The following is an 18,812-nucleotide window of genomic DNA, read 5'->3' as shown; positions in this document are numbered from 1 at the left end:
CTGCACGTCTTCCTCTCGCGCGTCGTCCGATTCCGCGGGGGTGGTCCGATGTCGAGAAGCTCGAGATGACGATGGCGCCGGAGGCCATGTCGCCTCGCACGAAGGCCGCGCTCGCGGGTGTCGGCCACCTCACCTGAGCCCACCGACGGGCGGGATGGAAAAGACCGCGGTATCACGGCGCGTCCTCTCGGCATGAAGGGCGGAACTGCGCCACGGGCTGTCAGAGGAAAGCGATTGCCTAGCACATTCCGAGATGGGGAGTTCTCCCCATCGACCTCGGGCCTGGGCTGCCGATAGGTTTTGGGTGTCGGCTCCGGAGGGGGGTCGGGACATCTACTTTCAGGAGGGCCGTCATGGCTGATTTCGGTGCGTCTTATGGCGAGATGGAGCAGGTTGCGAGTTCGCTGGCGCAGGCTCGTGATGACATTCAGGGTCAGCTGGACACCCTGAAGTCGCAGGTCGACACGCTTCTGGGCGATGACTTCAAGACGCAGCACGCGTCGGGCAAGTTCGGTGAGGGCTACTCGGAGCTCACCACGGGTCTGAAGAACGCGGTCGATGGCATCAACGACATGTCCGAGTCGCTGCTGGGCATGATGCGCGCGATCCAGGACCTCGACCAGCAGCTCGCCGGCAGCTGATCTCGTCTTCTCGGAGCCGAGGCGTCCTGGGCGCCTCGGCTCCGCTCGATTCTCGGAGGTGACCATGGTCGACGTGCGGATCGACTACGGCGCGATGCGCGCCAGCCGCAACGCTTACGCGAACATGCGGGATGTTCTCGACGGGGCGACACGGGCGATGTCGAACGTGTCGGGCGCGGCCGTGCCCCAAGACGTGCTGCGGCGGCGTCTCGAGGATCTCCACGATTCGTGGGGTGGCGGTATCGACAAACTCGCCCGCTATGCGGAAGACGCGGGCACGGGACTCGAGGGCATTCTCGAGGCATTCCAGCAGCTCGACACCGAGCTCGGCAACAGCATGGTTCCGCAGGAAGGATCGGCGTCGTGACCGACTTCTCCGCTCTCGGCTTCGACCCCGCCCCTGGCGATGTCGCGACGCTCTCCGGATATGTGGATGCGCTCACCACCAGCTGCGACGGCGTCGATGACGCGCTGTCGATGATGGACGGCTCCGACGACGCCGCCTGGATCGGGAAGTCGGCGACGGCGTTCCGCGCCGCACTCAGCGAGGACTTCCGACCGCACCTCAGTGACACCGGCGAGGCGTTGCGCACATCGCGGACGGCCCTCGCGACCTGGACCGATCAGCTCACCAACTACCAGCGGCGTGCCGCAGCGCTCGCGGAGGAGGCCTCAGCGGCATCCGCGAGCGTCGCCTCATCGGAATCGGCCCATGCGCAGGCGCAGGCGAACAAGGACGCCGAGGACGCCGACCCGGATGCCGTGTCGAACGCGTCGACGGCGCTGGCGAACGCGCAGGGCGAGCTGGAGTCGATCCGCGCGCGTGCTCGTCAGCTCAAGGACGAGGTCGACGCCGATGCCGCCGCCGCGGCCGGAGCGCTGCTGTCCGCGAGCGACACGCTGAACTCCTACGCCGGCAACCCGGTCATGAACTTCCTTGGCTCGGCCGGCGACTGGCTCGCCGACGCAGGCAACTGGCTCATGGACAACGTGGTGCCGATCCTGGAGGACATCCTCCGGGCGGCGCTGCCGATCATCGCGATCCTCTCGCTCTTCATCCCCGTCCTCGGCACGGTGGCGCTCATCATGTCCATCGCGCTCGTCGCGATCGACGGCCTGCAATGGGCGACCGGTCGCGGAACGTTCGCCGAGTTCGCCACCGGCGCCCTCGGACTGCTGGCGGGTGGTGCGCTCGGGCAGGCTGCAAAGGCGCTGATCGGCCCCGGTGGACAGGTGCTCATCCCGTCGATCCAGGGCATGACGCCGGCCATGGCCGGCGGTGGAGCCGCGGCGGGAAGCGTCGCCGTGGCGCTCAACGTCAATCTGCCCAACATGGTCGCGAACACCTACTGGACCGTGAACAGTGCGATGGACGCCCACAGCAAGGGGACGGACTTCGTCGACAGTCTGACCGGGCCGTGGCAGAACCTCTCCGAGCGGTTCAACAACACCCTGCGCGGCAACGGTCCGCGCACCGACGAGGAGGTCTGATGACCGAGCAGGAGGCGACGCTCGACCCGATCGCGGCTGAGGGGGCGCCGCTGCGGGTCTGGCAGCGCGTGCCCCAGGGGTGGATCGAATTCCGCTCGTTCGGCGATCGTTCGCCGCAGGAGTGGCTCGACTGGTACCTCGTGAGTGCCGAGGGCTGGCTCCCGGATGCTGCGCGCGACGCGATCGTCGACGGATTCCGCGCCGGCGTCGAGCTGTTCGCCGACACAGCTTTCGCGTTCGCCGGTGTCTCGCTGACGTTGGGCGAGCGCCCGGCGGCGTTCTTCCTCTGCACGAACGTGGTGCCGGGGGCGGCCGAGACCGACGCCGCCGCGACGGCGTTCCACCGGCTGCTCCCGCTCGCGCGGTTCGGCGAGGGCGGGCGCAGCGAGAGCTTCACCACCCCGGACGGCCGCGTCGGCACCATCACCCTCGGTGCGTCGATGGACGGCGGGATGCCGCATCTCACGGCGGTCGGCGAGATCCGTCTTCCCGGCGGCGCGGGCACAGCCGTCGTCATGGGGTTGTGCTCCGACCCGCAGCAGTCGGCCGAGCTGGCGCTGCACGTCGCGTTCGCGCTCACGACGACGCAGGCTCTGCCCGAGGGCGCCGAGCCCGCGGAGCCCGAGCCCGTCGCCACGTAGCATTCTGTCCATGGCGTTCGCTTTCATCCAGGCAGCATCCCGCCCGCTCCTCGAGACAGGCGAGGCGGGGGAGCCTGCGGCATCCGCGGGGCCGTCCGAAGCCGATCGTGCTGTCGCCGTCCTGCGTGCCGACTACGAGCGATGGTCGCGCTGGGCGCTCGGAATCGTCGGATTCGTCGCTGCCGCGGGCGGCGTGTTCTTCGCGGGCGGGCTGGTCGCGACCGTCGTGGCCATGGGCGTCGTGACACCGGACACCGTCATCGCCATCGCGATCTCAGCGGCGATCGCGCTCGGAGGCGTCGCGCTGCTCGTGGTGTTGTGGCGCACGGGTCGCGCTTTGACTCGCGCCGCGTCGTTCTGGCTGCGCGCACCGTACGTCGCGGGCCAGCGCGCGCCGCGCGCCGCCGGATGGGTACAGGCGCGTACCGTCAACCTCGAGCCGCGCATCCTGGTCCGTCTGAGCACGGCGACCTTGGCGCTGCTCGTCGCCATCGGCGGTGTCGCGGTCTTCGTGCGTGACCTCGGCGCCGGCGTCTCGGTTTTCACGGTGCCGGTCCTGCTGGTCGGCATCTGCGGCGCCCTCAGCGGCATCGGTCAGATCAGCGGCGTATTGCGTATCGTCAACGGCCTGAGTGCGGGCGACCCGCTGTGGGCGTGGCTGACGCGCTCGGTGCGCGCGCGCTGAGGCACGCTTCACCTGCCGCGTACGCTGGCCCCGTGATCCTGCCGTCGTCGCCGCCGAGCCGCGTGCACGCGTTCGCCACACGTGCCTTTGCGATCGTTGCCGTGATTCCGTCCGTTGCGCTGATCGTATTCCTCGTGGGGTCGCTGATCCTCTCGGGCGGGCAGGTCAGCGAGTCCACAAGGGCCAAGTGGGCCGTCGCGGCGCCGTATCCGCTCTTCGTCATGCCCGCCGGAGTCCTGATCGCGCTAGCCGGTGCATTCGTGGTCTTGGCCGTCGTCTCGGTGGCGACCGCGCGTCGCGACGATGTGCCGGGTCTGCGCGGACTTATCGGGCCTGGCATTGCCGCCGCGATCGCTGCGGTCCTGTTCGCCGGTATGACGCCGGAGCGCGGCGTGCGTGCGGGGGACATGGTGTGGGGTGCCCAATGGACCGCGGCCCCGATCTCGGCTCTCGCGGTCGTCATCCTGGTCGTGGGCATCGCCGTGCTCTCCCGACGTTCCTCGATTGGTGAGCGATGACGGCGGGCCGGCTGAGGCACTCGCGGAGCAGCTCATACCGCCACCGCGCGACAGGGCGAGCGCGACGCACGTTTGCCATGGCCCTGGCCACGGGAATGGTAGTGATCATGACGGGATGCAGTTCCGCAGCCGAAGCACCGACGGGAGATGCGCTCTACCGCGACGGCGAGGATCGATACCTCTCGTACGCGACGACCATGCATTCGGTGATCATGGCGATCCACGATGGTGAGTGGAAGGTGGATCAGGGGTCGTGGGGCGCCTCGCCTATCCCGTGCCGGACAGAGGGCGGCTCCGACGGGTATGCCTTTTCGTGGGCCCGACTGCTGGAGCAGGATGCCCCGGATGTCGACGCGATCGTGGCGGCATCATCCGCTGCCTTCGAGGCCGCAGACATGTCGGCGACCACCACGACCTACGGCGAGGGAGACCGCCAGGAAGTCAACGTGATCGCGACGGGTGGTCCCGTCGTTCGTGGCGTCGTGACCATCCGCCCTGCCCTGGGTACGATCCGAGTGACCGCGGAACCCGGATGCTTCCCCGGTGACGCCGCGAAGCTGTATGACATGGTTTTCGCCGGCATCTCCTACCCCGGACTCGCCCTGCGCGTGCCGGCCTTCGAGGGGCCCGATTGGCAACCCCGGTTCTATTTCCCCGAGGACGGCAGCCCGGTGTACTGGAACGAGGACGGAACGCCGATCGAACCTCCGCCCGCGTCCACCGACTTTCCCGTCGCCCCGTACGGTGGTGACTCATAGGCTTCCTCCACACCACGGCTCGCGGCTGGGCAGAAGGCCACTCGCTCGCCGCTGACGTCCGATTCGCGCAACTCGAGGCTGTGGCCTACCAGCGGCATCCGGAGATCTTCCAGCACCTCGGCGCCGACGGCGCCGCGATGGCGCAACGCCTGCACGCGAACGCGAAGAGGTCATCGTTACGTCGCATCCTCGACGTCGTGCTGTGGTCCCTCGTGATCGGCGCGTTCTTCGCACCGATCGCGGGCCTCGCCGTCCTCATGGGCGACCGCTTCGACTTCCACCGCATCGAGGCCCAGCGGGCGATGCCGATCGCGGGCGCGATGTTCACCGTCGCGGCGGTCAGCCAGGCCACCCTCCTGGTCATCTGGCTGGTCCGGGGCGCCCGGTTCTCGTGGCCGGAGTTCTCCATCCACCTCGTGGCGGCGGCGATGGCACTTCTCGCGCTGGGCACGATGCCCGGCGTCGCCGAGCTCGAAGACTACACGGGGTGGCAGCAGTGGCGGGTTCCGGTCCTCATCGCGCTCGGCGTCGCCGGGCTGGCAGCCCTCGTGATGCTGGTGCGCTTCCGCGTCCGTGAGCCCGATGGCGACGGCGACGCCGTCCCGGCGACAGGCCTCGACGCCGGCGATATCCGCACCCGCATCGCGGCGCTGCCGTGGGACGAGCGTCAGGCCATCATCGACGACCGCAACGCGGCGCTTGCGGTGCTGCACGAGCGCGGCTTGATCGACGCCGACACCCTGGAGCAGGCCCTCGGGTGCGAGCCGGGAACGCTGTTCCTCCTCGACGCCGAGCGGCGCGCGTGAGCCGGTGGGTGCGGAGGCGGGACCGGGTCAGATGTTCGGGCGACCGTAGGTCTCGAGGAAGCGCAGCCACACCTCGCTGAGCGTCGGGTACGCCGGCACGGCGTGCCACAATCGCGCGAGCGGAACCTCGCCGACGACCGCGATCGTCGCAGCCTGCAGCAGCTCGCCGACATCCGCCCCGACGAACGTCGCTCCGATGAGAACGCCGCGGTCCTCGTCGACGATCGCCCGTGCCTGACCGGAGTAGGCGTCAGACCGCGTCGACGCGCCCGCGATCCACGAGAGGTCGTAGTCCAGCACACGGATGTTGCGTCCCGCAGCACGCGCGGATGCCTCGGTCTCGCCGATCGATGCCACCTCGGGGTCGGTGAACGTCACCTGCGGCACGGCGCCGTGGTCGGCGGTCGCGACGTGCGCGCCCCATGGGGCGTCGTCGATGGTGCCCCCGGTCGCCCGCGCGACGATCACGTCGCCCGCGGCGCGGGCCTGGTACTTGCCCTGGTGGGTGAGGAGGGCGCGGTGGTTGACGTCGCCGACCGCGTAGAGCCAGTCGGATCCGCGGACGAGCATCGTGTCGTCGACCTCCAGCCACGAGCCAGGCTGGAGGTCGACGGCATCCAGCCCGAGATCGTCGGTACGCGGGACGCGACCGGTCGCGACGAGCACCTCGTCGGCGCGGACGCGCGTGCCGTTCGACAGCTCGAGCTCGACCTGACCGTCGTCGACGCGCTGGGCGGAGGCGAGGTCGGTGTGCAGCAGCACCCGCGCGCCGCGGTCGGTCAGCGACTGCGCGACGAGGTCGCCCGCGAAGGGCTCCATCGGTCCGAGCAGCCGGCTGCGCGCGATGAGCGTCACCTCGCTGCCGAGGTCGACGAACGCCGTGGCCATCTCCGCGGCGACGACACCGCCGCCGACGATCGCGAGCGAGCCCGGGATCTCCTGCACGGCGGTCGCTTCGCGACTCGTCCACGGAGAGACATCGGCCAGGCCGGGGATATCGGGGAGGAGAGCCGCCGAACCGGTGCACACCGCGACGGCGTGACGTGCGATGAGGGTGGTGAGCGAGCCGTCGGGTCCGGTGACCTCGACGCGCTTCTCGCCGGAGAGGCGGCCGTGCCCGCGGACGAGGTCGACGCCGGCCCCCTGGAGCCACTCGACCTGCGACGCGTCGTTCCAGTCGGAGGTCAGCGAGTCGCGGCGGCGAAGCACCCCGGCGACGTCGATCTCGCCCGTCACAGCCTGCTTCGCACCGTCGACCGCGCGCGCCGCGCGGAGGGCGGCGCCGGCTCGCAGCAGACCTTTCGACGGCATGCACGCCCAGTACGAGCACTCGCCGCCGACGAGTTCGCTCTCGACGATGGCGACGCTCAGGCCGCCCTGCACGGCGCGGTCGGCGACGTTCTCTCCGACGGGACCGGCTCCGATGACGACGAGGTCGTAGGTGCGTTCGCTCATGTCGCGACGCTAACCCCGGTTGCGGGCTGTGCGCCAGCACTTGCGCTCAGCGGGGTCGCGCGTGCCGCCAACGGGCTGAGCGGCTCGATCCGACCCGTGGGCGGGGATGGCAGGGGGTTGAGCCTGTGCGCGGTCCGGTCGGGCGGCGATTCGTCGGCCGGCGACGCAGGGGAGTTCTCCCCATCGACGCGGCGTCCAGGCCCCCGATAGCGTGTGAGCGTCGGCCGGACCGAGCCGGCGGAGGGGGCCCGATGTCAGACGTCGAGATCTACTATCACGCGCTCACGAGCGCCGCGGATGCGATCCAGACGCGGGTCTCGAGCGCGGTGATGGACAACGCCGACATCCAAGGCGACGACACCGGTGTCGAGAACCCCGCGCACCGGGTCGCGCTCCGTCTCGAGATGAACCGGCGGCTGAGCGGACTGAATCGCGCCGTGCTCGAGCGCACGACCGCGGCATCCCAGGTCGGCGCGTTGCTGACCGCGATCGCGACGCGCTACTCCGACCTCGACGTCGAGCTCACCGGGCAGGAGCAGCCGTGACCCTCACCTCTCCGAACCGCGGCTACCCGCTCGAACGCCTCGAGGGCAATCCCGGGTCGATGAGCTGGTGGAGCAGCGCGTTCAGCCGTGTCGCCGGCTCGCTCGGTGAACTCCGTACGACCGTCCAGTCCGCGACCGACCTCGACGGTGTCGGTGCATCGATCCGGTCGGCTCGCTCCAAAGCGCAGGAGGTCGCCAGCGCCTTGGCCGCGGAGATCGCCGAGGCGGAGCTTCTCGCGGGGGTGCTGCAGCGGTACGCGGACGCGTTCTCGTCGTCGGCGGAGGCGGCGAACCGGCTCATCGACGACATCGAGTCCGCCCACGCTTCGTTGGCATCGGCATCAGCCGCAGCCGATGAAGCGGGGCTGAACGCGCTATGGACCTCGCGCTCCGGCGAGCCGGCCGACGTCCGGCGCGCGAACGATGCGGCGCAGGATGCCGTCGCCGCCCGGGATGCCGCGGCGCGCGATCTGGCCGATCTTTGGGAGCAGTTCGAGAGCCACTACTCCGCCTGGGATGCGGCCTACGACGCGGCGCTCGCCGAGCTCGCCGGCGGTGCGGGGCCGGCGATGACGTCGCAGGCGCAGAACCTGCTCGACCAGCTGCTCGCGGCGGACACCCCGCAGGCGGTGCTCGAGCTGTGGCTCGCACACCCCGAGCTGCAAGACGAGATCGCCCGAGCGCATCCCGACATCATCGGCAACCTCGACGGCATCCCCTACGACGTCCGCGGGCGGGTCAACCGAGAGCGCCTGGAGGCGTTGTACAACTCCAACCTGACCGGAGAGTTCGGCGACCAGATCGACGCGCTCTGGAACACCCTCGTGCAAGGTGCACCGCCGCCACTTCTGGTTTCATTCGATCCGGACGGGTCGGCTCAGGTGACGGCCGCTCTCGCGTACGGCGACCTCGCGACCGCGACCGACATCAACGTGCTCGTGCCCGGGATGCTGTCGAACGTGACGGGGATGGGCGAATGGGGCGATTCTGCGCGTGCGCTCAACGCCGCCGGGTCGAACATCGCGAGTGTCGTGTGGTTCGGGTACGACTCGCCCACCGTCGCAGAGGAGCCGTCCATGCAGCGGGCGAACGACGGCGCTCCGGCTCTTCGTGCCTTTCTGCTCGGTCTTGACGCAGTGCACCCCGCGGCAGAGAAGGCCGTCATCGCGCACTCTTATGGCAGCACCACCGCCGCCCTCGCGATCGGGTCACGCCCGGACGCTCTCGGCGTCGACCAGTTCATCGCCGTGGGATCGGCCGGATTCCCGAGCGACCCGCAGATCTTGTCGAACCTTCAGAACGCCGAGGGCCTGAGGATGTACGCGACGCTGTCCGAGAACGACGCCTGGGCGCGGATCGGCCGCGACACGAGCTGGGGTGGCGCGCACGGCACCGTACCGGAGACTCTTCCGGGAATGACGGAGTTCGGCAGCGACGGTGGCCGCGCCGACGGCGAGGACCTCGCCCCGACACCTGGGCATGCCGCGCATTCGGGTGGGAACGGGCCGCTTCCCTCCGGGGACGGCGAGGGATACCTCGTGGAAGGATCGGAGTCGTTCTACAACATCCAGCAGATCATCCTGACCGGTGAGCCCGGGACGGAGATGGACGGCGAAGGCAGCGAGAGCGGCTTCTGGGATCTGCCCGACTGGCTGGAGTGGCTGCCCGTTGACCCTTACCGGACGTGACTGATGAGATCGACCTCGCGGATGACGATGACGGCGCTCGCCGTCGGATTGGTGTTGACGATGACCGGATGCGGTGGGCAGGGCGATCCCGGATCGACCGGAGGCGCCGGTGGCGGCGAGTCCGGTGAGACGTACGCCCAGGCCGAGCAGCGGTTCACGGCGCTCGCGACCGGCGTGCACTCGGTCATCATGGCCATCGAGCCGACCGAGTGGAGTGTGGTCGACGGCGCGTATGGTGCTCACCCGACCGGGTGCCAGTCGGGCCTCAGCGAAGAGGGCGGGTATCGTCTCGTGGCGGTCCGCGGGATCGAGCTTCCCGGCCGTGACCCGCTGGAGGTCGCTCAGGCGGCCACGGGAGCTTTCGATGCTCTCGGTATCGACAGCGACACCGCCGACCGTGGGCAGGGAGATGCGCGCGAGGTGACCGTCGTCGCGACAGGCGGCATCGCCGAGCGGACTGTGGTCACCATTCGCCCGGCAACGGGCCAGGTGAGGGTGTCGGCCGAGACGGAGTGCGCGCCCGGATCAGCGCACGACCTCGCGACGCAGGTCTTCGGCGAAGAACGGCTGCCCGCGGATGTCTGGCGCCGGCTCCCGGCCTTCGACGGTCCGACATCCGAGCCGTCGTTCTCGTTCCCGCCCGACGGGCCGCTGTACTACGACGAGTCCGGCAACCCCGTGCAGCCGCAGCCCAGCGGCGACTGATCGCGTGCGCGCTCGTCAGCGTCTCGCCGTCGTCGCGACGATCGTCGCCGTTGCGGGCCTGACCGGTGCGTGCGCCGGTACGCCCGACGCGGATCCGTACCCCCGGGCGCGCGAGCAGTTCACGGCGATGGCCGACGAGCTGCATACGGTGATCATGGCCATCGAGCCGACCGATTGGCGAGTCGACCAGGGACAGTACGGAGCCCGCCCGAGCGGATGTCAGCTGGGCGTCAGCTCGGACACGGGATATTCGTTCACGGCGGTGCGCGCGCTCGATCTGCCGGGCCGGGAAGCCGCGGAGATCGCGGCGGCGGCATCCGAGGGCTTCGCCGAGCTCGGTGTCGACGCGGAGACCGTCGAGCGGGGTTCAGGGGATGCGCGGGAAGTGACGGTGGTGGGCGAGAGCGATGCCGCGCGCACCGTGGTGGTGATCCGTCCGGTCGATGGCCGTGTGCTCGTCTCCAGCGAGACCGCCTGCACGCCCGGGTCGAGCTCGGAGATCCTCACTGCGATCTTCGGGGAGGAGCAGTATCCCGACGACGTCTGGCGTCGGCTTCCCGCGACGGAGGGGCCGTCATCGGTGCCGCAGTTCTCCTTTCCGCCCGGCAGCCCCCTCCACTACGACGCCACCGGCGCGCCCATCCTGCCCCCGCCCCGCTGACCTCCTCGTCGACTCGCCAGAAAGTGCGGGTGCGGGAGGGGCGGCATCCGCATTCTGTGGCGAGTCGACGCAGCAAAACCTCGGAACGGTCGTGTCCGATTTCCGCGAGCCGGTGTCGGCGGAGCGTGTCAGGCTGGGGGCATGACCAGTGACGGGATGACCTTCGACGAGCGGTATCGCGCCATCGACGCGCGCGACCGCCGCTTCGACGGCCAGTTCGTCACGGCGGTGCGCTCGACGGGCATCTACTGCCGCCCGAGCTGCCCCGCGCGCACACCTCAGCCCGCCAACGTGACCTTCTACCCGACGAGCGCCGCCGCTCACGAGGCCGGATACCGCGCGTGCAAACGCTGCCTGCCCGAGGCCACGCCCGGGTCGCCGCAGTGGAACCTGCGCGGCGACCTCGCCGCGCGAGCGATGCGTCTCATCGCCGACGGGGTCGTCGACCGCGAGGGCGTTCCGGGGCTCGCATCGCGCCTCGGTTACTCGTCGCGTCACCTCACCCGACTGCTCACCGCGGAGCTGGGGGCCGGCCCGCTCGCGCTGGCCCGCGCGCACCGTGCCCACACCGCACGTGCCCTGCTCGTCGACACCGACCTCGCCATCGCCGATGTCGCCTTCGCCGCGGGGTTCGCGAGCGTGCGGCAGTTCAACGAGACGGTCGGTGAGGTCTTCGCAATGCCTCCCGGCCAGCTGCGCGCGCGCCGGCAGGCGGGGGAGCGGATGCCGGGCCGCATCGACCTCGTCCTCCCGGTGCGCGAGCCGTTCGACGCCGCGGGCCTCTTCGGATGGATGCGGGCCCACGCCATCCCCGGGGTCGAGTCGGGCGACGAACGCTCATTCGCCCGCGTGATCCGTCTCGCCGGGGGACCGGCGTGGTTCGAGGTGCGCCAGGATGACGCGGGGCGCGTGCGCCTGCGCGCCGAGCTGGCCTCGCTGGCCGACCTGTCCACCCTCATCGCGCGGGTCCGGCGGCTGTTCGACCTCGACGCCGATCCGACGGCGATCGACGAGGCCCTCGCGCGGCATCCCGCACTCGCGCCTCTCGTGGCGCGGATCCCGGGCGTCCGCCTGCCCGCGGCGATGGACCCCGACGAGATGCTCATCCGCGCGATGATCGGCCAGCAGATCAGCGTCGCCTCCGCCCGCACCGTGCAGGGGCGCCTGACCGCCGAGCTCGGCGAGCCCGTCCAGACCGCCGCCGGCCCCGCGACACTCTTCCCGACGATGGCGGCGATCGCCGAGCGCGGCGCTGAGGTGCTGCGCGGGCCCGGGGCGCGCATCCGGGCGATCGTCGGCGCCGCCACCGCGCTCGCCGACGGCTCGCTGCGTCTGTCTCCCGGTGACGACACGCACGAGCAGCGCGCGGCGCTCCTCGCCTTGCCAGGCATCGGCCCCTGGACCGCCGACTATGTGCGGATGCGGGTGCTCGGCGACCCCGACATCCTGCTGCCCGGCGACGTCGCGGCACGCGCGGGGGCGGCCGCCGCCGGTATCCCCGCCGGCCCGTCCGAGCTGGTCGCCTGGGCCGAACGCGCCGCCCCCTGGCGCAGCTACCTCATGGCCCACCTCTGGTACGCCGCCCCCGTCACGCAGGCGTGGCGCGAAAGCGCGACCGAGCCGACCCTCCCGCCGTCCCGAAAGGCCCGAGCATGACCGCCGTCTCCCACGCCCCCGCCCCGATCGACGCCACCCGGGTCGAGACCGCTTCGATCCAGACGGTCGAGACGCCCGACGGCCCCTTCACGATCCTCGAGTCGCGCGGCGAGGTGCTCGCGTCGGGGTGGACGGCCGACCCGGTCGCGATCGTCGACCGGCTCCGGCCCGCCGCCCGCCCCATGCGGGTCGTCGAGGCTCCCACGGATGCCGCCGCCGCGGTCGCCGCGTACTATGCGGGCGACCTCGCGGCGATCGACGCGGTGCCGGTGCGCCAGTCGGGAACGGCGATGCAAAGCGCCGGCTGGCAGGCGCTCCGGCGGATCACGCCGGGCGAGCCGCTGACCTACACCGGCTTCGCGGCGGCGCTCGGTTCTCCCGGAGCCGTGCGTGCCGCGGCATCCGTCTGCGCCCGCAACGCCGCGGCCCTCTTCGTGCCGTGCCACCGCGTACTCCGCACCGGTGGGGCGCTCGGCGGGTTCGCCTGGGGCGTCGAGGTCAAGCAGAGTCTCCTGACGCGCGAGGCGCGGCTGGGCGGCTGAGCCGGCGCCAGTTTTTCCTTGCACTCAGCGAATACTCAGGTATAGCCTGGAGGGCTCCCGTGTGTGCAGCGGGTGCTCTGTCCGCTCGACCTCAGGAGGAAGCCATGTCCCCGGCCATCGTCATCACGAAGTCCGTCGCTCTCCTCATCATGATCGACGGACGCCCCGCACGCGGAGGAATCGCCCGGTAGCTCCGGGAAGCGCTTCGCCGCTTCCGACGTTTCCTCCCGCGGGGCCCCGGTCCCGCTTCGCCGCGCTCGCGCGCGCCCCTCGCCGTCTTCGGCATCCGCTCGACACACCTCAGGATCATGACTTCCTCGACGCCCCCTCGTCTGTCCACGCCGCGCGCGCTCGCGCGTCTGCTCCCCTTCGCCAAACCGGTGCTGCCCCGGCTGAGCCTCGGCTTCGCCAGCGCGCTCATCGCGAGCCTGCTGGCTCTCGGCATCCCGCTCGTCCTCGAGGTGATCGTCGGCCCTGACGGCCCGATCAACTCGGGCGACCCGTGGCTCATCGTCCTCGGCGCCGGCGCCGTGCTCGCCCTCGGTCTGCTCGAGGCCCTCATGGTCTGGGCGCGCCGCTGGTTCGTCCTCGCCCCCGCGACCAAGGTCGAGTACGAGCTGCGCACCGACTTCTTCGCGCGCCTGCAACGGCTGCCGGTCGCCTTCCACGACCGCTGGCAGTCGGGTCAGCTGCTCAGCCGGATGATGCAGGACATCAGCCTCATCCGTCGCTGGCTCGCCTTCGGCATCGTCCTGCTCGTCGTGAACATGCTCACCATCGTCGTCGGCTCGATCATCCTGTTCCGGTGGCACTGGCTGCTCGGCACGATCTTCGTCGTGGTCTCGGCGCCGCTGTGGATCGCGGGATTCATCTTCGAGAACCGCTACGGCCTGCTCTCTCGGCAGAGCCAGGACCAGGCGGGCGACCTCGCCACAGCCGTCGAGGAGTCGGTCCACGGCATCCGCGTGCTGAAGGCGTTCGGCCGCGGCGGACACGCCCTGCAGAAGTTCACGCGCCAGGCCGAGACCCTGCGCGAGACCGAGGTCAAGAAGGCCAAGGCGGTCGGCTGGATCTGGTTCTGGCTCGTGCTGCTGCCCGACATCGCCTTCGCCCTGTGCCTCGGCGCGGGCATCTACCTCGTGCAGGCGGGCGAGCTCGGCGTCGACTCGCTGATCGCGTTCTTCGCGATGGCGACGATCCTGCGCTGGCCCGTCGAGTCGATCGGGTTCCTCTTTTCGTTCCTCGTCGACGCACGGACGGCCACCGACCGCATCTTCGAGGTGTTCGACGAGCAGAACACCATCGTCGACCCCGAGAACCCCGCGACCATCGCGCAGCCGCGCGGCGAGCTCGTCTTCGAGGGCGCTCATTTCCGGTACCAGGACGCCCCCGAGAGCGAGCGCGACCTGCTCGACGGCATCGACCTCGCGCTGCGGCCGGGGGAGACGATGGCGCTCGTCGGACTCACCGGCTCGGGCAAGACGACGCTCACGACCCTGCCGGGGCGCCTGTACGACGTCACGGGAGGCCGCGTGCTGCTCGACGGCGTCGACGTGCGCGACCTGCGGCTCGACGAGCTGCGCCGTCACGTCGGCATGGCGTTCGAGGACGCGACGCTGTTCTCGCAGACCGTCCGAGAGAACGTGCTGCTCGGTCGCGAGGACCTCGAACGCGGCAGCGAGGAGGCCGAGCGCGTCATGCGCGAGGCTCTCTCGGTCGCGCAGGCGAACTTCGTCGACTCCCTTCCGAACGGCGTCGACACGGTCATCGGCGAAGAGGGGCTGAGCCTGTCGGGCGGACAGCGGCAGCGCCTGGCGCTCGCCCGAGCCGTGGCCGCGCGCCCGGCCGTGCTCGTGCTCGACGACCCGCTGTCGGCGCTCGACGTCGACACCGAAGCGCTCGTCGAAGATGCGCTGCGCGAGGTGCTGGCCGACACGACGGCGCTCATCGTCGCGCACCGCCCCTCGACCGTGACCCTTGCCGATCGTGTGGCACTGCTCGAGGAGGGGCGGGTGACCGCGGTCGGCACCCACTCCGAGCTGCTGCGCACGAGCGAGCACTACCGGCACGTGATCTCGAGCCTCGAGGACGAGCAGGACCGACACGAGCAGGAACGACAGGATGAAACGGAGGTGACCCTGTGAGCACCGTCACCGGGACGAGCGGCGAGGACCGCTCCGATTACACCCGCGAGGAGAGCCGAGAGATCCGGCGACGCTCGCTGCGTCTGCTCGGGTCGCTGGTCTCCCCGCTGCGCATGCAGCTGGCGCTGGCGGCGGTCGTGCTCGTCATCTCGACCGCGCTGCGCGTCGCGGGCCCCGCGCTCGTCGGCTGGGGCATCGCCAACGCGCTGCCGGCCGTGCAGGAGCAGGCTGACTGGATGCCGACCATCGCGGTCGTCGTCGTCTTCCTCATCACCGCCGTCGGCGGCGCAGCGCTCATCGGCTGGTACGCCGTGGTCGCGGCACGTCTGACCCAGGCGGTCATGATCGACCTGCGCAAGCGCATCTTCCGCCACACGCAGCGCCTCAGCCTCGAGTTCCACGAGTCGTACACGTCGGGGCGCATCATCTCGCGCCAGACGAGCGACCTCGACACCATCCGTGAGCTGCTCGACGGCGGCCTGAATGAGCTCGTCTCGGGTCTGCTCTACGGCGGGTTCACGCTCATTGCGCTGCTGCTGCTCGACTGGCAATCGGGCGTCATCCTCGCGGTCATGGGCATCCCGCTGTTCCTGCTCATGCGCTGGTTCTACCTGCGGTCGCAGGTCGTCTACCGCGAGTCGCGCGTCATCAGCGCGAAGGTGATCGTGAAGTTCGTCGAGTCGATGACCGGCATCCGGGCCGTCAAGGCCTTCCGCAAGGAGCCCGCGAACGACGCAGAGTTCGGGGGGCTCTCGAGCGACTACCGCGATGTCAACATGCGCTCGATCCGCCTGTTCGGAACGTTCGAGCCGGCGCTCATGGCCGTGGCATCCGTCTCGCTCGCCCTCGTGCTCGCCTGGGGAGGATTCCGGGTCGTCGACGGCACGCTGAGTCTCGGGTTCCTGCTGTCGGCCGTGCTGTACGTGCGGAACTTCTTCGCGCCCATGCAGGAGGTCGCCTTCTTCCTCAACTCGTACCAGTCGGCGACGGCGGCGCTCGAGAAGGTCTCGGGTGTGCTCGAGGAGGACCCGACGGTCCCCGACCCGACCGATCCCGTCGAGCTGCGGGAGGCCCGCGGGCACCTGCGGTTCGAGGACGTGACGTTCGGCTACTCGGATGCCGTGACTATCCTGCCCGACTTCGCGCTCGACATGCCCGCGGGGCAGACGATCGCGCTCGTCGGCACGACCGGTGCGGGCAAGTCGACGCTCGCCAAGCTCGTCGCGCGGTTCTACGACCCCACGAAGGGGCGGGTCACGCTCGACGGCGTCGACCTGCGCCGGCTGCATCCGAAAGATCTGCGCCGCGCGATCGTCATGGTCACGCAGGAGGCCTACCTGTTCAGCGGGACGGTCGCCGACAACATCGCGCTCGGCAAGCCCGACGCGACGATGGATGAGATCCAGGCGGCGGCGAAGGCCGTCGGGGCGCACGAGTTCATCGAGCGGCTGCCCGACGGATACGCAACCGACGTCAACAAGCGCGGCGGGCGCGTGTCGGCCGGGCAGCGTCAGCTGATCTCGTTCGCGCGAGCCTTCCTCGCCGACCCGGCGGTGCTGATCCTCGACGAGGCGACGGCGTCGCTCGACATCCCGAGCGAGCGGCAGATCCAGGAGGCCCTGGGCACGCTGCTGGCCGACCGTACGGCGATCATCATCGCGCACCGCCTGTCGACGGTGGCCATCGCCGACCGGGTGCTCGTGATGGAGCACGGCCGCATCATCGAGGACGACACCCCCGCCGCGCTCATCGCCGGCACGGGCAAGTTCGCCCAGCTGCACAGCGCCTGGCGCGAGTCGCTCGTCTGAGCTCACGCCGAGAACGCACCGCCCCCGCGAGAACGTACCGGGGGCGGTGCGTTCTCGGCGTAACGGTGCGTTCTCGCCGCCGGTCAGCGGATATCGCCGGCGCGGTGGGTGACCGCGGCGAGGGGGTGAGAGGTGCCGAGATCGGCGAGGGCCACCACTCCGTCGATGCCGACACCGACGGGGTCGACCAGGCGTACCGACGCATCGCCCGTGTGCAGGTCGGCGGTGAAGGCCTCGAGCAGCGGGATCGAACCGAAGACGCCGCCGATCGCGCACACCGGGAAGGTCTCCTCGTCGGTGCGCACCTGGGCGATCGCCGCGCGCACGCTCTGCGCGAGCTCGTGCGCGGCGCGGACCGAGATGTCCTGCGCGACGGTGTCGCCGGCGACGGCGGCGCGCGCGACGACGGCGGCGAAGCTCGCCACGACGCGGACCCGATCGGGATCGGCCTGCAGGCTCATGTACGCCTGCGACAGGTCAGGCCACCGGTCCGACACCGTCGCCGTCAGCTCGGTCGTCGGCCCCCGGCCGTCGTAGGCGCGCATCACGGCATCCAGGGCCTCGCGGCCGATCCAGTAGCCGCTGCCGGCGTCGCCCATGATCCACCCCCACCCGTCGACGCGCGCAGTGGTCTCCGCGCCGACGGCGAGCGTGACGACTCCGGTTCCGGCCGCGATGACGGCTCCGCGTCGGTCACCGAGCGCGCCGAGGAACGAGGTCGTCGAGTCGTGGGCGAGCACGACGCCGCGCACGCCCTGCGCCGCCGTGAGCGCGAGCATCGCGTCGGCGTCGGCGTCGGCGTTCGCGTCGGTCAGCCCCGAGATGCCCGCGACCACGATGTCAGCGGGCGAGCCTGTGCGCGCCGCGGTCTCGGCGACGACGGCGGCGAGCTGGGGGAGCAGCGGCTCACCGGTTCGGATGCCGGGGAAGAGCAGGTCTTCACCGGATGCCGCAGTCGCGCGCACCTTGATGCCGCTCTGCCCCGCGTCGATCGCGAGCACGCGTCGTTCGCTCACGGGGTGCCCCCGAGCACGCGGCGCAGGAAGCCCGCCTGCGCCTCCCACTGGTATCCCTGGCCGCCCTCGTGCTCGTTGAAGGGGAAGACCGACATCTCCTTGTGCGCGCCGCCGTAGGCGTTGAACGCGGCGTAGACCGTCGAGGGCGGGCACACCGGATCGAGCAGCCCGACCGAGAACAGGGTCGCCGCGTCGGCGCGGCGGGCGAAGTTCACGCCGTCGAAGTACGACAGCGTCTCGAAGACCCGCGCCTCGGCGCCGCGGTGCACGGCGAGCCAGCGCACGACCTCCTGGTAGGGGTCGCTGCCGGTGAAACCGATGGCGCGCTCGAAGTGGCAGAGGAAGGGAACGTCGGGCATCGCCGCGACGAGTCCGTCGCTCAGGCCGGCGGCCGCGATGGCGATGCCGCCGCCCTGGCTGCCGCCCGTGACCGACACCCGTGAGGCGTCGATCTCCGGCAGCGACCGCACCGCGTCGACCGCGCGCACGGCGTCGGTGAACACGCGCCGGTAGTAGTAGGTCTCGGGCGACTCGATGCCGCGCGTCATGAAGCCGGGCACGGCGGGGCCGGAGCCGTGGGGGTCGGGAGTCTCGCCGCCGCTGCCCCACACACTGCCCTGTCCGCGGGTGTCCATGACGAACGAGGCGTACCCGGCAGTGGCCCAGGCGAGCCGCTCGGTCGGCAGGCCGCGTCCGCCGCCGTAGCCGACGAACTCCACGACCGCCGGCAGCGGGCCCTCGCGATGCGCGGGGAGGATCAACCAGGCCTTCACGGGATCACCGCCGTACCCGGGGAAGGTCACGTCGTGCACGTCGACCGTCGCGTACAGCTCGGATGCCGCGGACACGGTCACCTCACCGCCGGCCTCACGCGATCCCGCGAGCGTCGCCGACCAGAAATCGTCGAAATCGCTGGGCTCGCTCACCTCCGGGCGGTAGTCCTGAAGTTCGGCGAGCGAGAGATCGAAGCGCGGCACGCGCTCACCCTAGCGCGAAGCCCGGAACCGTGAGAGATATCTCGACATCGAGAGAACCACCCCCGTGCGATACGC

Annotated in this window: 19 protein-coding genes; 16 read left to right on the top strand and 3 right to left on the bottom strand. The window is 70.7% G+C overall.

Annotated elements, in window-relative coordinates:
- Nucleotides 1–353 precede the first annotated feature (353 nt).
- The 8 genes from ACI2K6_RS13525 (at nt 354) to ACI2K6_RS13490 (ending at nt 5,540) form a co-directional block, all read left to right on the top strand.
- Nucleotides 354–641 carry a WXG100 family type VII secretion target gene (locus ACI2K6_RS13525; RefSeq protein WP_112617469.1) on the top strand — a complete coding sequence of 96 codons (288 nt, stop codon included), beginning with the start codon at nt 354–356 and terminating at the stop codon, nt 639–641.
- A gap of 64 nt (nt 642–705) precedes the next feature.
- A complete protein-coding gene (locus ACI2K6_RS13520) occupies nt 706–1,008 on the top strand; it encodes a hypothetical protein (protein WP_023955668.1) in 303 nt (100 codons plus the stop codon).
- Nucleotides 1,005–2,132 (top strand): hypothetical protein, encoded by a 1,128-nt coding sequence (locus tag ACI2K6_RS13515; RefSeq protein WP_088380581.1) that lies wholly within the window; start codon nt 1,005–1,007, stop codon nt 2,130–2,132. The genes ACI2K6_RS13520 and ACI2K6_RS13515 overlap by 4 nt, the downstream gene beginning before the upstream one ends.
- Nucleotides 2,132–2,773 carry a hypothetical protein gene (locus ACI2K6_RS13510; protein WP_404568820.1) on the top strand — a complete coding sequence of 214 codons (642 nt, stop codon included), beginning with the start codon at nt 2,132–2,134 and terminating at the stop codon, nt 2,771–2,773. Before ACI2K6_RS13515 ends, ACI2K6_RS13510 begins: the two co-directional genes overlap by 1 nt.
- Before the next feature lie 10 nt (nt 2,774–2,783).
- Complete coding sequence (locus ACI2K6_RS13505) at nt 2,784–3,458, top strand: hypothetical protein (RefSeq protein WP_404568819.1); 675 nt, start codon at nt 2,784–2,786, stop codon at nt 3,456–3,458.
- Nucleotides 3,459–3,490: 32 nt separating this feature from the next.
- Nucleotides 3,491–3,976 (top strand): hypothetical protein, encoded by a 486-nt coding sequence (locus ACI2K6_RS13500; RefSeq protein ID WP_404568818.1) that lies wholly within the window; start codon nt 3,491–3,493, stop codon nt 3,974–3,976.
- Between the two features lie 77 nt (nt 3,977–4,053).
- The gene (locus ACI2K6_RS13495; protein WP_404568817.1) at nt 4,054–4,734 is read left to right on the top strand and encodes a hypothetical protein; all 681 of its coding nucleotides are present in this window, start codon (nt 4,054–4,056) and stop codon (nt 4,732–4,734) included.
- 80 nt (nt 4,735–4,814) lie between these two features.
- Complete coding sequence (locus ACI2K6_RS13490; RefSeq protein ID WP_404568816.1) at nt 4,815–5,540, top strand: hypothetical protein; 726 nt, start codon at nt 4,815–4,817, stop codon at nt 5,538–5,540.
- Nucleotides 5,541–5,567: 27 nt separating this feature from the next.
- Here the strand turns inward: ACI2K6_RS13490 and ACI2K6_RS13485 are convergent, their stop codons facing one another.
- Nucleotides 5,568–6,995 (bottom strand): NAD(P)/FAD-dependent oxidoreductase, encoded by a 1,428-nt coding sequence (locus ACI2K6_RS13485; RefSeq protein ID WP_274178962.1) that lies wholly within the window; start codon nt 6,993–6,995, stop codon nt 5,568–5,570.
- Nucleotides 6,996–7,246: 251 nt separating this feature from the next.
- Here ACI2K6_RS13485 and ACI2K6_RS13480 point away from each other — a divergent pair, with 251 nt between their 5' ends.
- The 8 genes from ACI2K6_RS13480 (at nt 7,247) to ACI2K6_RS13445 (ending at nt 16,744) form a co-directional block, all read left to right on the top strand.
- Nucleotides 7,247–7,540 (top strand): hypothetical protein, encoded by a 294-nt coding sequence (locus tag ACI2K6_RS13480; RefSeq protein WP_274178961.1) that lies wholly within the window; start codon nt 7,247–7,249, stop codon nt 7,538–7,540.
- On the top strand, nt 7,537–9,228 hold the full coding sequence (locus ACI2K6_RS13475; RefSeq protein ID WP_112617460.1) for an alpha/beta hydrolase: 1,692 nt from the start codon (nt 7,537–7,539) through the stop codon (nt 9,226–9,228). Before ACI2K6_RS13480 ends, ACI2K6_RS13475 begins: the two co-directional genes overlap by 4 nt.
- Nucleotides 9,229–9,231: 3 nt before the next feature.
- The gene (locus tag ACI2K6_RS13470) at nt 9,232–9,933 is read left to right on the top strand and encodes a hypothetical protein (protein ID WP_274178959.1); all 702 of its coding nucleotides are present in this window, start codon (nt 9,232–9,234) and stop codon (nt 9,931–9,933) included.
- Nucleotides 9,934–9,937: 4 nt separating this feature from the next.
- The gene (locus ACI2K6_RS13465; protein WP_274178958.1) at nt 9,938–10,594 is read left to right on the top strand and encodes a hypothetical protein; all 657 of its coding nucleotides are present in this window, start codon (nt 9,938–9,940) and stop codon (nt 10,592–10,594) included.
- Between the two features lie 141 nt (nt 10,595–10,735).
- A complete protein-coding gene (locus ACI2K6_RS13460; protein ID WP_274178957.1) occupies nt 10,736–12,250 on the top strand; it encodes an AlkA N-terminal domain-containing protein in 1,515 nt (504 codons plus the stop codon).
- Nucleotides 12,247–12,792: a methylated-DNA--[protein]-cysteine S-methyltransferase gene (locus ACI2K6_RS13455; RefSeq protein ID WP_274178956.1), complete on the top strand. Its 546-nt coding sequence runs from the start codon at nt 12,247–12,249 to the stop codon at nt 12,790–12,792. The genes ACI2K6_RS13460 and ACI2K6_RS13455 overlap by 4 nt, the downstream gene beginning before the upstream one ends.
- 308 nt (nt 12,793–13,100) lie before the next feature.
- Complete coding sequence (locus tag ACI2K6_RS13450) at nt 13,101–14,936, top strand: ABC transporter ATP-binding protein (RefSeq protein ID WP_274178955.1); 1,836 nt, start codon at nt 13,101–13,103, stop codon at nt 14,934–14,936.
- A complete protein-coding gene (locus ACI2K6_RS13445; protein WP_274178954.1) occupies nt 14,933–16,744 on the top strand; it encodes an ABC transporter ATP-binding protein in 1,812 nt (603 codons plus the stop codon). The genes ACI2K6_RS13450 and ACI2K6_RS13445 overlap by 4 nt, the downstream gene beginning before the upstream one ends.
- An 83-nt stretch (nt 16,745–16,827) precedes the next feature.
- Here ACI2K6_RS13445 and ACI2K6_RS13440 read toward each other — a convergent pair whose 3' ends face one another.
- A complete protein-coding gene (locus ACI2K6_RS13440) occupies nt 16,828–17,760 on the bottom strand; it encodes an N-acetylglucosamine kinase (protein ID WP_404568815.1) in 933 nt (310 codons plus the stop codon).
- The gene (locus ACI2K6_RS13435) at nt 17,757–18,737 is read right to left on the bottom strand and encodes an acetylxylan esterase (protein WP_323986446.1); all 981 of its coding nucleotides are present in this window, start codon (nt 18,735–18,737) and stop codon (nt 17,757–17,759) included. Before ACI2K6_RS13435 ends, ACI2K6_RS13440 begins: the two co-directional genes overlap by 4 nt.
- Nucleotides 18,738–18,812: the final 75 nt, after the last annotated feature.

The organism is Microbacterium sp. NPDC006705 (assembly GCF_044903545.1).
In the GTDB taxonomy this organism is placed as follows: domain Bacteria; phylum Actinomycetota; class Actinomycetes; order Actinomycetales; family Microbacteriaceae; genus Microbacterium; species Microbacterium plantarum.
Note: the sequence above shows the minus strand (reverse complement) of the source record. Positions and strands in the feature narration are given on the sequence as shown.

Coding starts and splice junctions, on each gene's coding strand:
- ACI2K6_RS13525 (WP_112617469.1), top strand. CDS start 354: ATGGCTGATTTCGGTGCGTCTTATGGCGAGATGGAGCAGGTTGCGAGT.
- ACI2K6_RS13520 (WP_023955668.1), top strand. CDS start 706: ATGGTCGACGTGCGGATCGACTACGGCGCGATGCGCGCCAGCCGCAAC.
- ACI2K6_RS13510 (WP_404568820.1), top strand. CDS start 2,132: ATGACCGAGCAGGAGGCGACGCTCGACCCGATCGCGGCTGAGGGGGCG.
- ACI2K6_RS13505 (WP_404568819.1), top strand. CDS start 2,784: ATGGCGTTCGCTTTCATCCAGGCAGCATCCCGCCCGCTCCTCGAGACA.
- ACI2K6_RS13495 (WP_404568817.1), top strand. CDS start 4,054: ATGGCCCTGGCCACGGGAATGGTAGTGATCATGACGGGATGCAGTTCC.
- ACI2K6_RS13485 (WP_274178962.1), bottom strand. CDS start 6,995: ATGAGCGAACGCACCTACGACCTCGTCGTCATCGGAGCCGGTCCCGTC.
- ACI2K6_RS13480 (WP_274178961.1), top strand. CDS start 7,247: ATGTCAGACGTCGAGATCTACTATCACGCGCTCACGAGCGCCGCGGAT.
- ACI2K6_RS13470 (WP_274178959.1), top strand. CDS start 9,232: ATGAGATCGACCTCGCGGATGACGATGACGGCGCTCGCCGTCGGATTG.
- ACI2K6_RS13460 (WP_274178957.1), top strand. CDS start 10,736: ATGACCAGTGACGGGATGACCTTCGACGAGCGGTATCGCGCCATCGAC.
- ACI2K6_RS13455 (WP_274178956.1), top strand. CDS start 12,247: ATGACCGCCGTCTCCCACGCCCCCGCCCCGATCGACGCCACCCGGGTC.
- ACI2K6_RS13450 (WP_274178955.1), top strand. CDS start 13,101: ATGACTTCCTCGACGCCCCCTCGTCTGTCCACGCCGCGCGCGCTCGCG.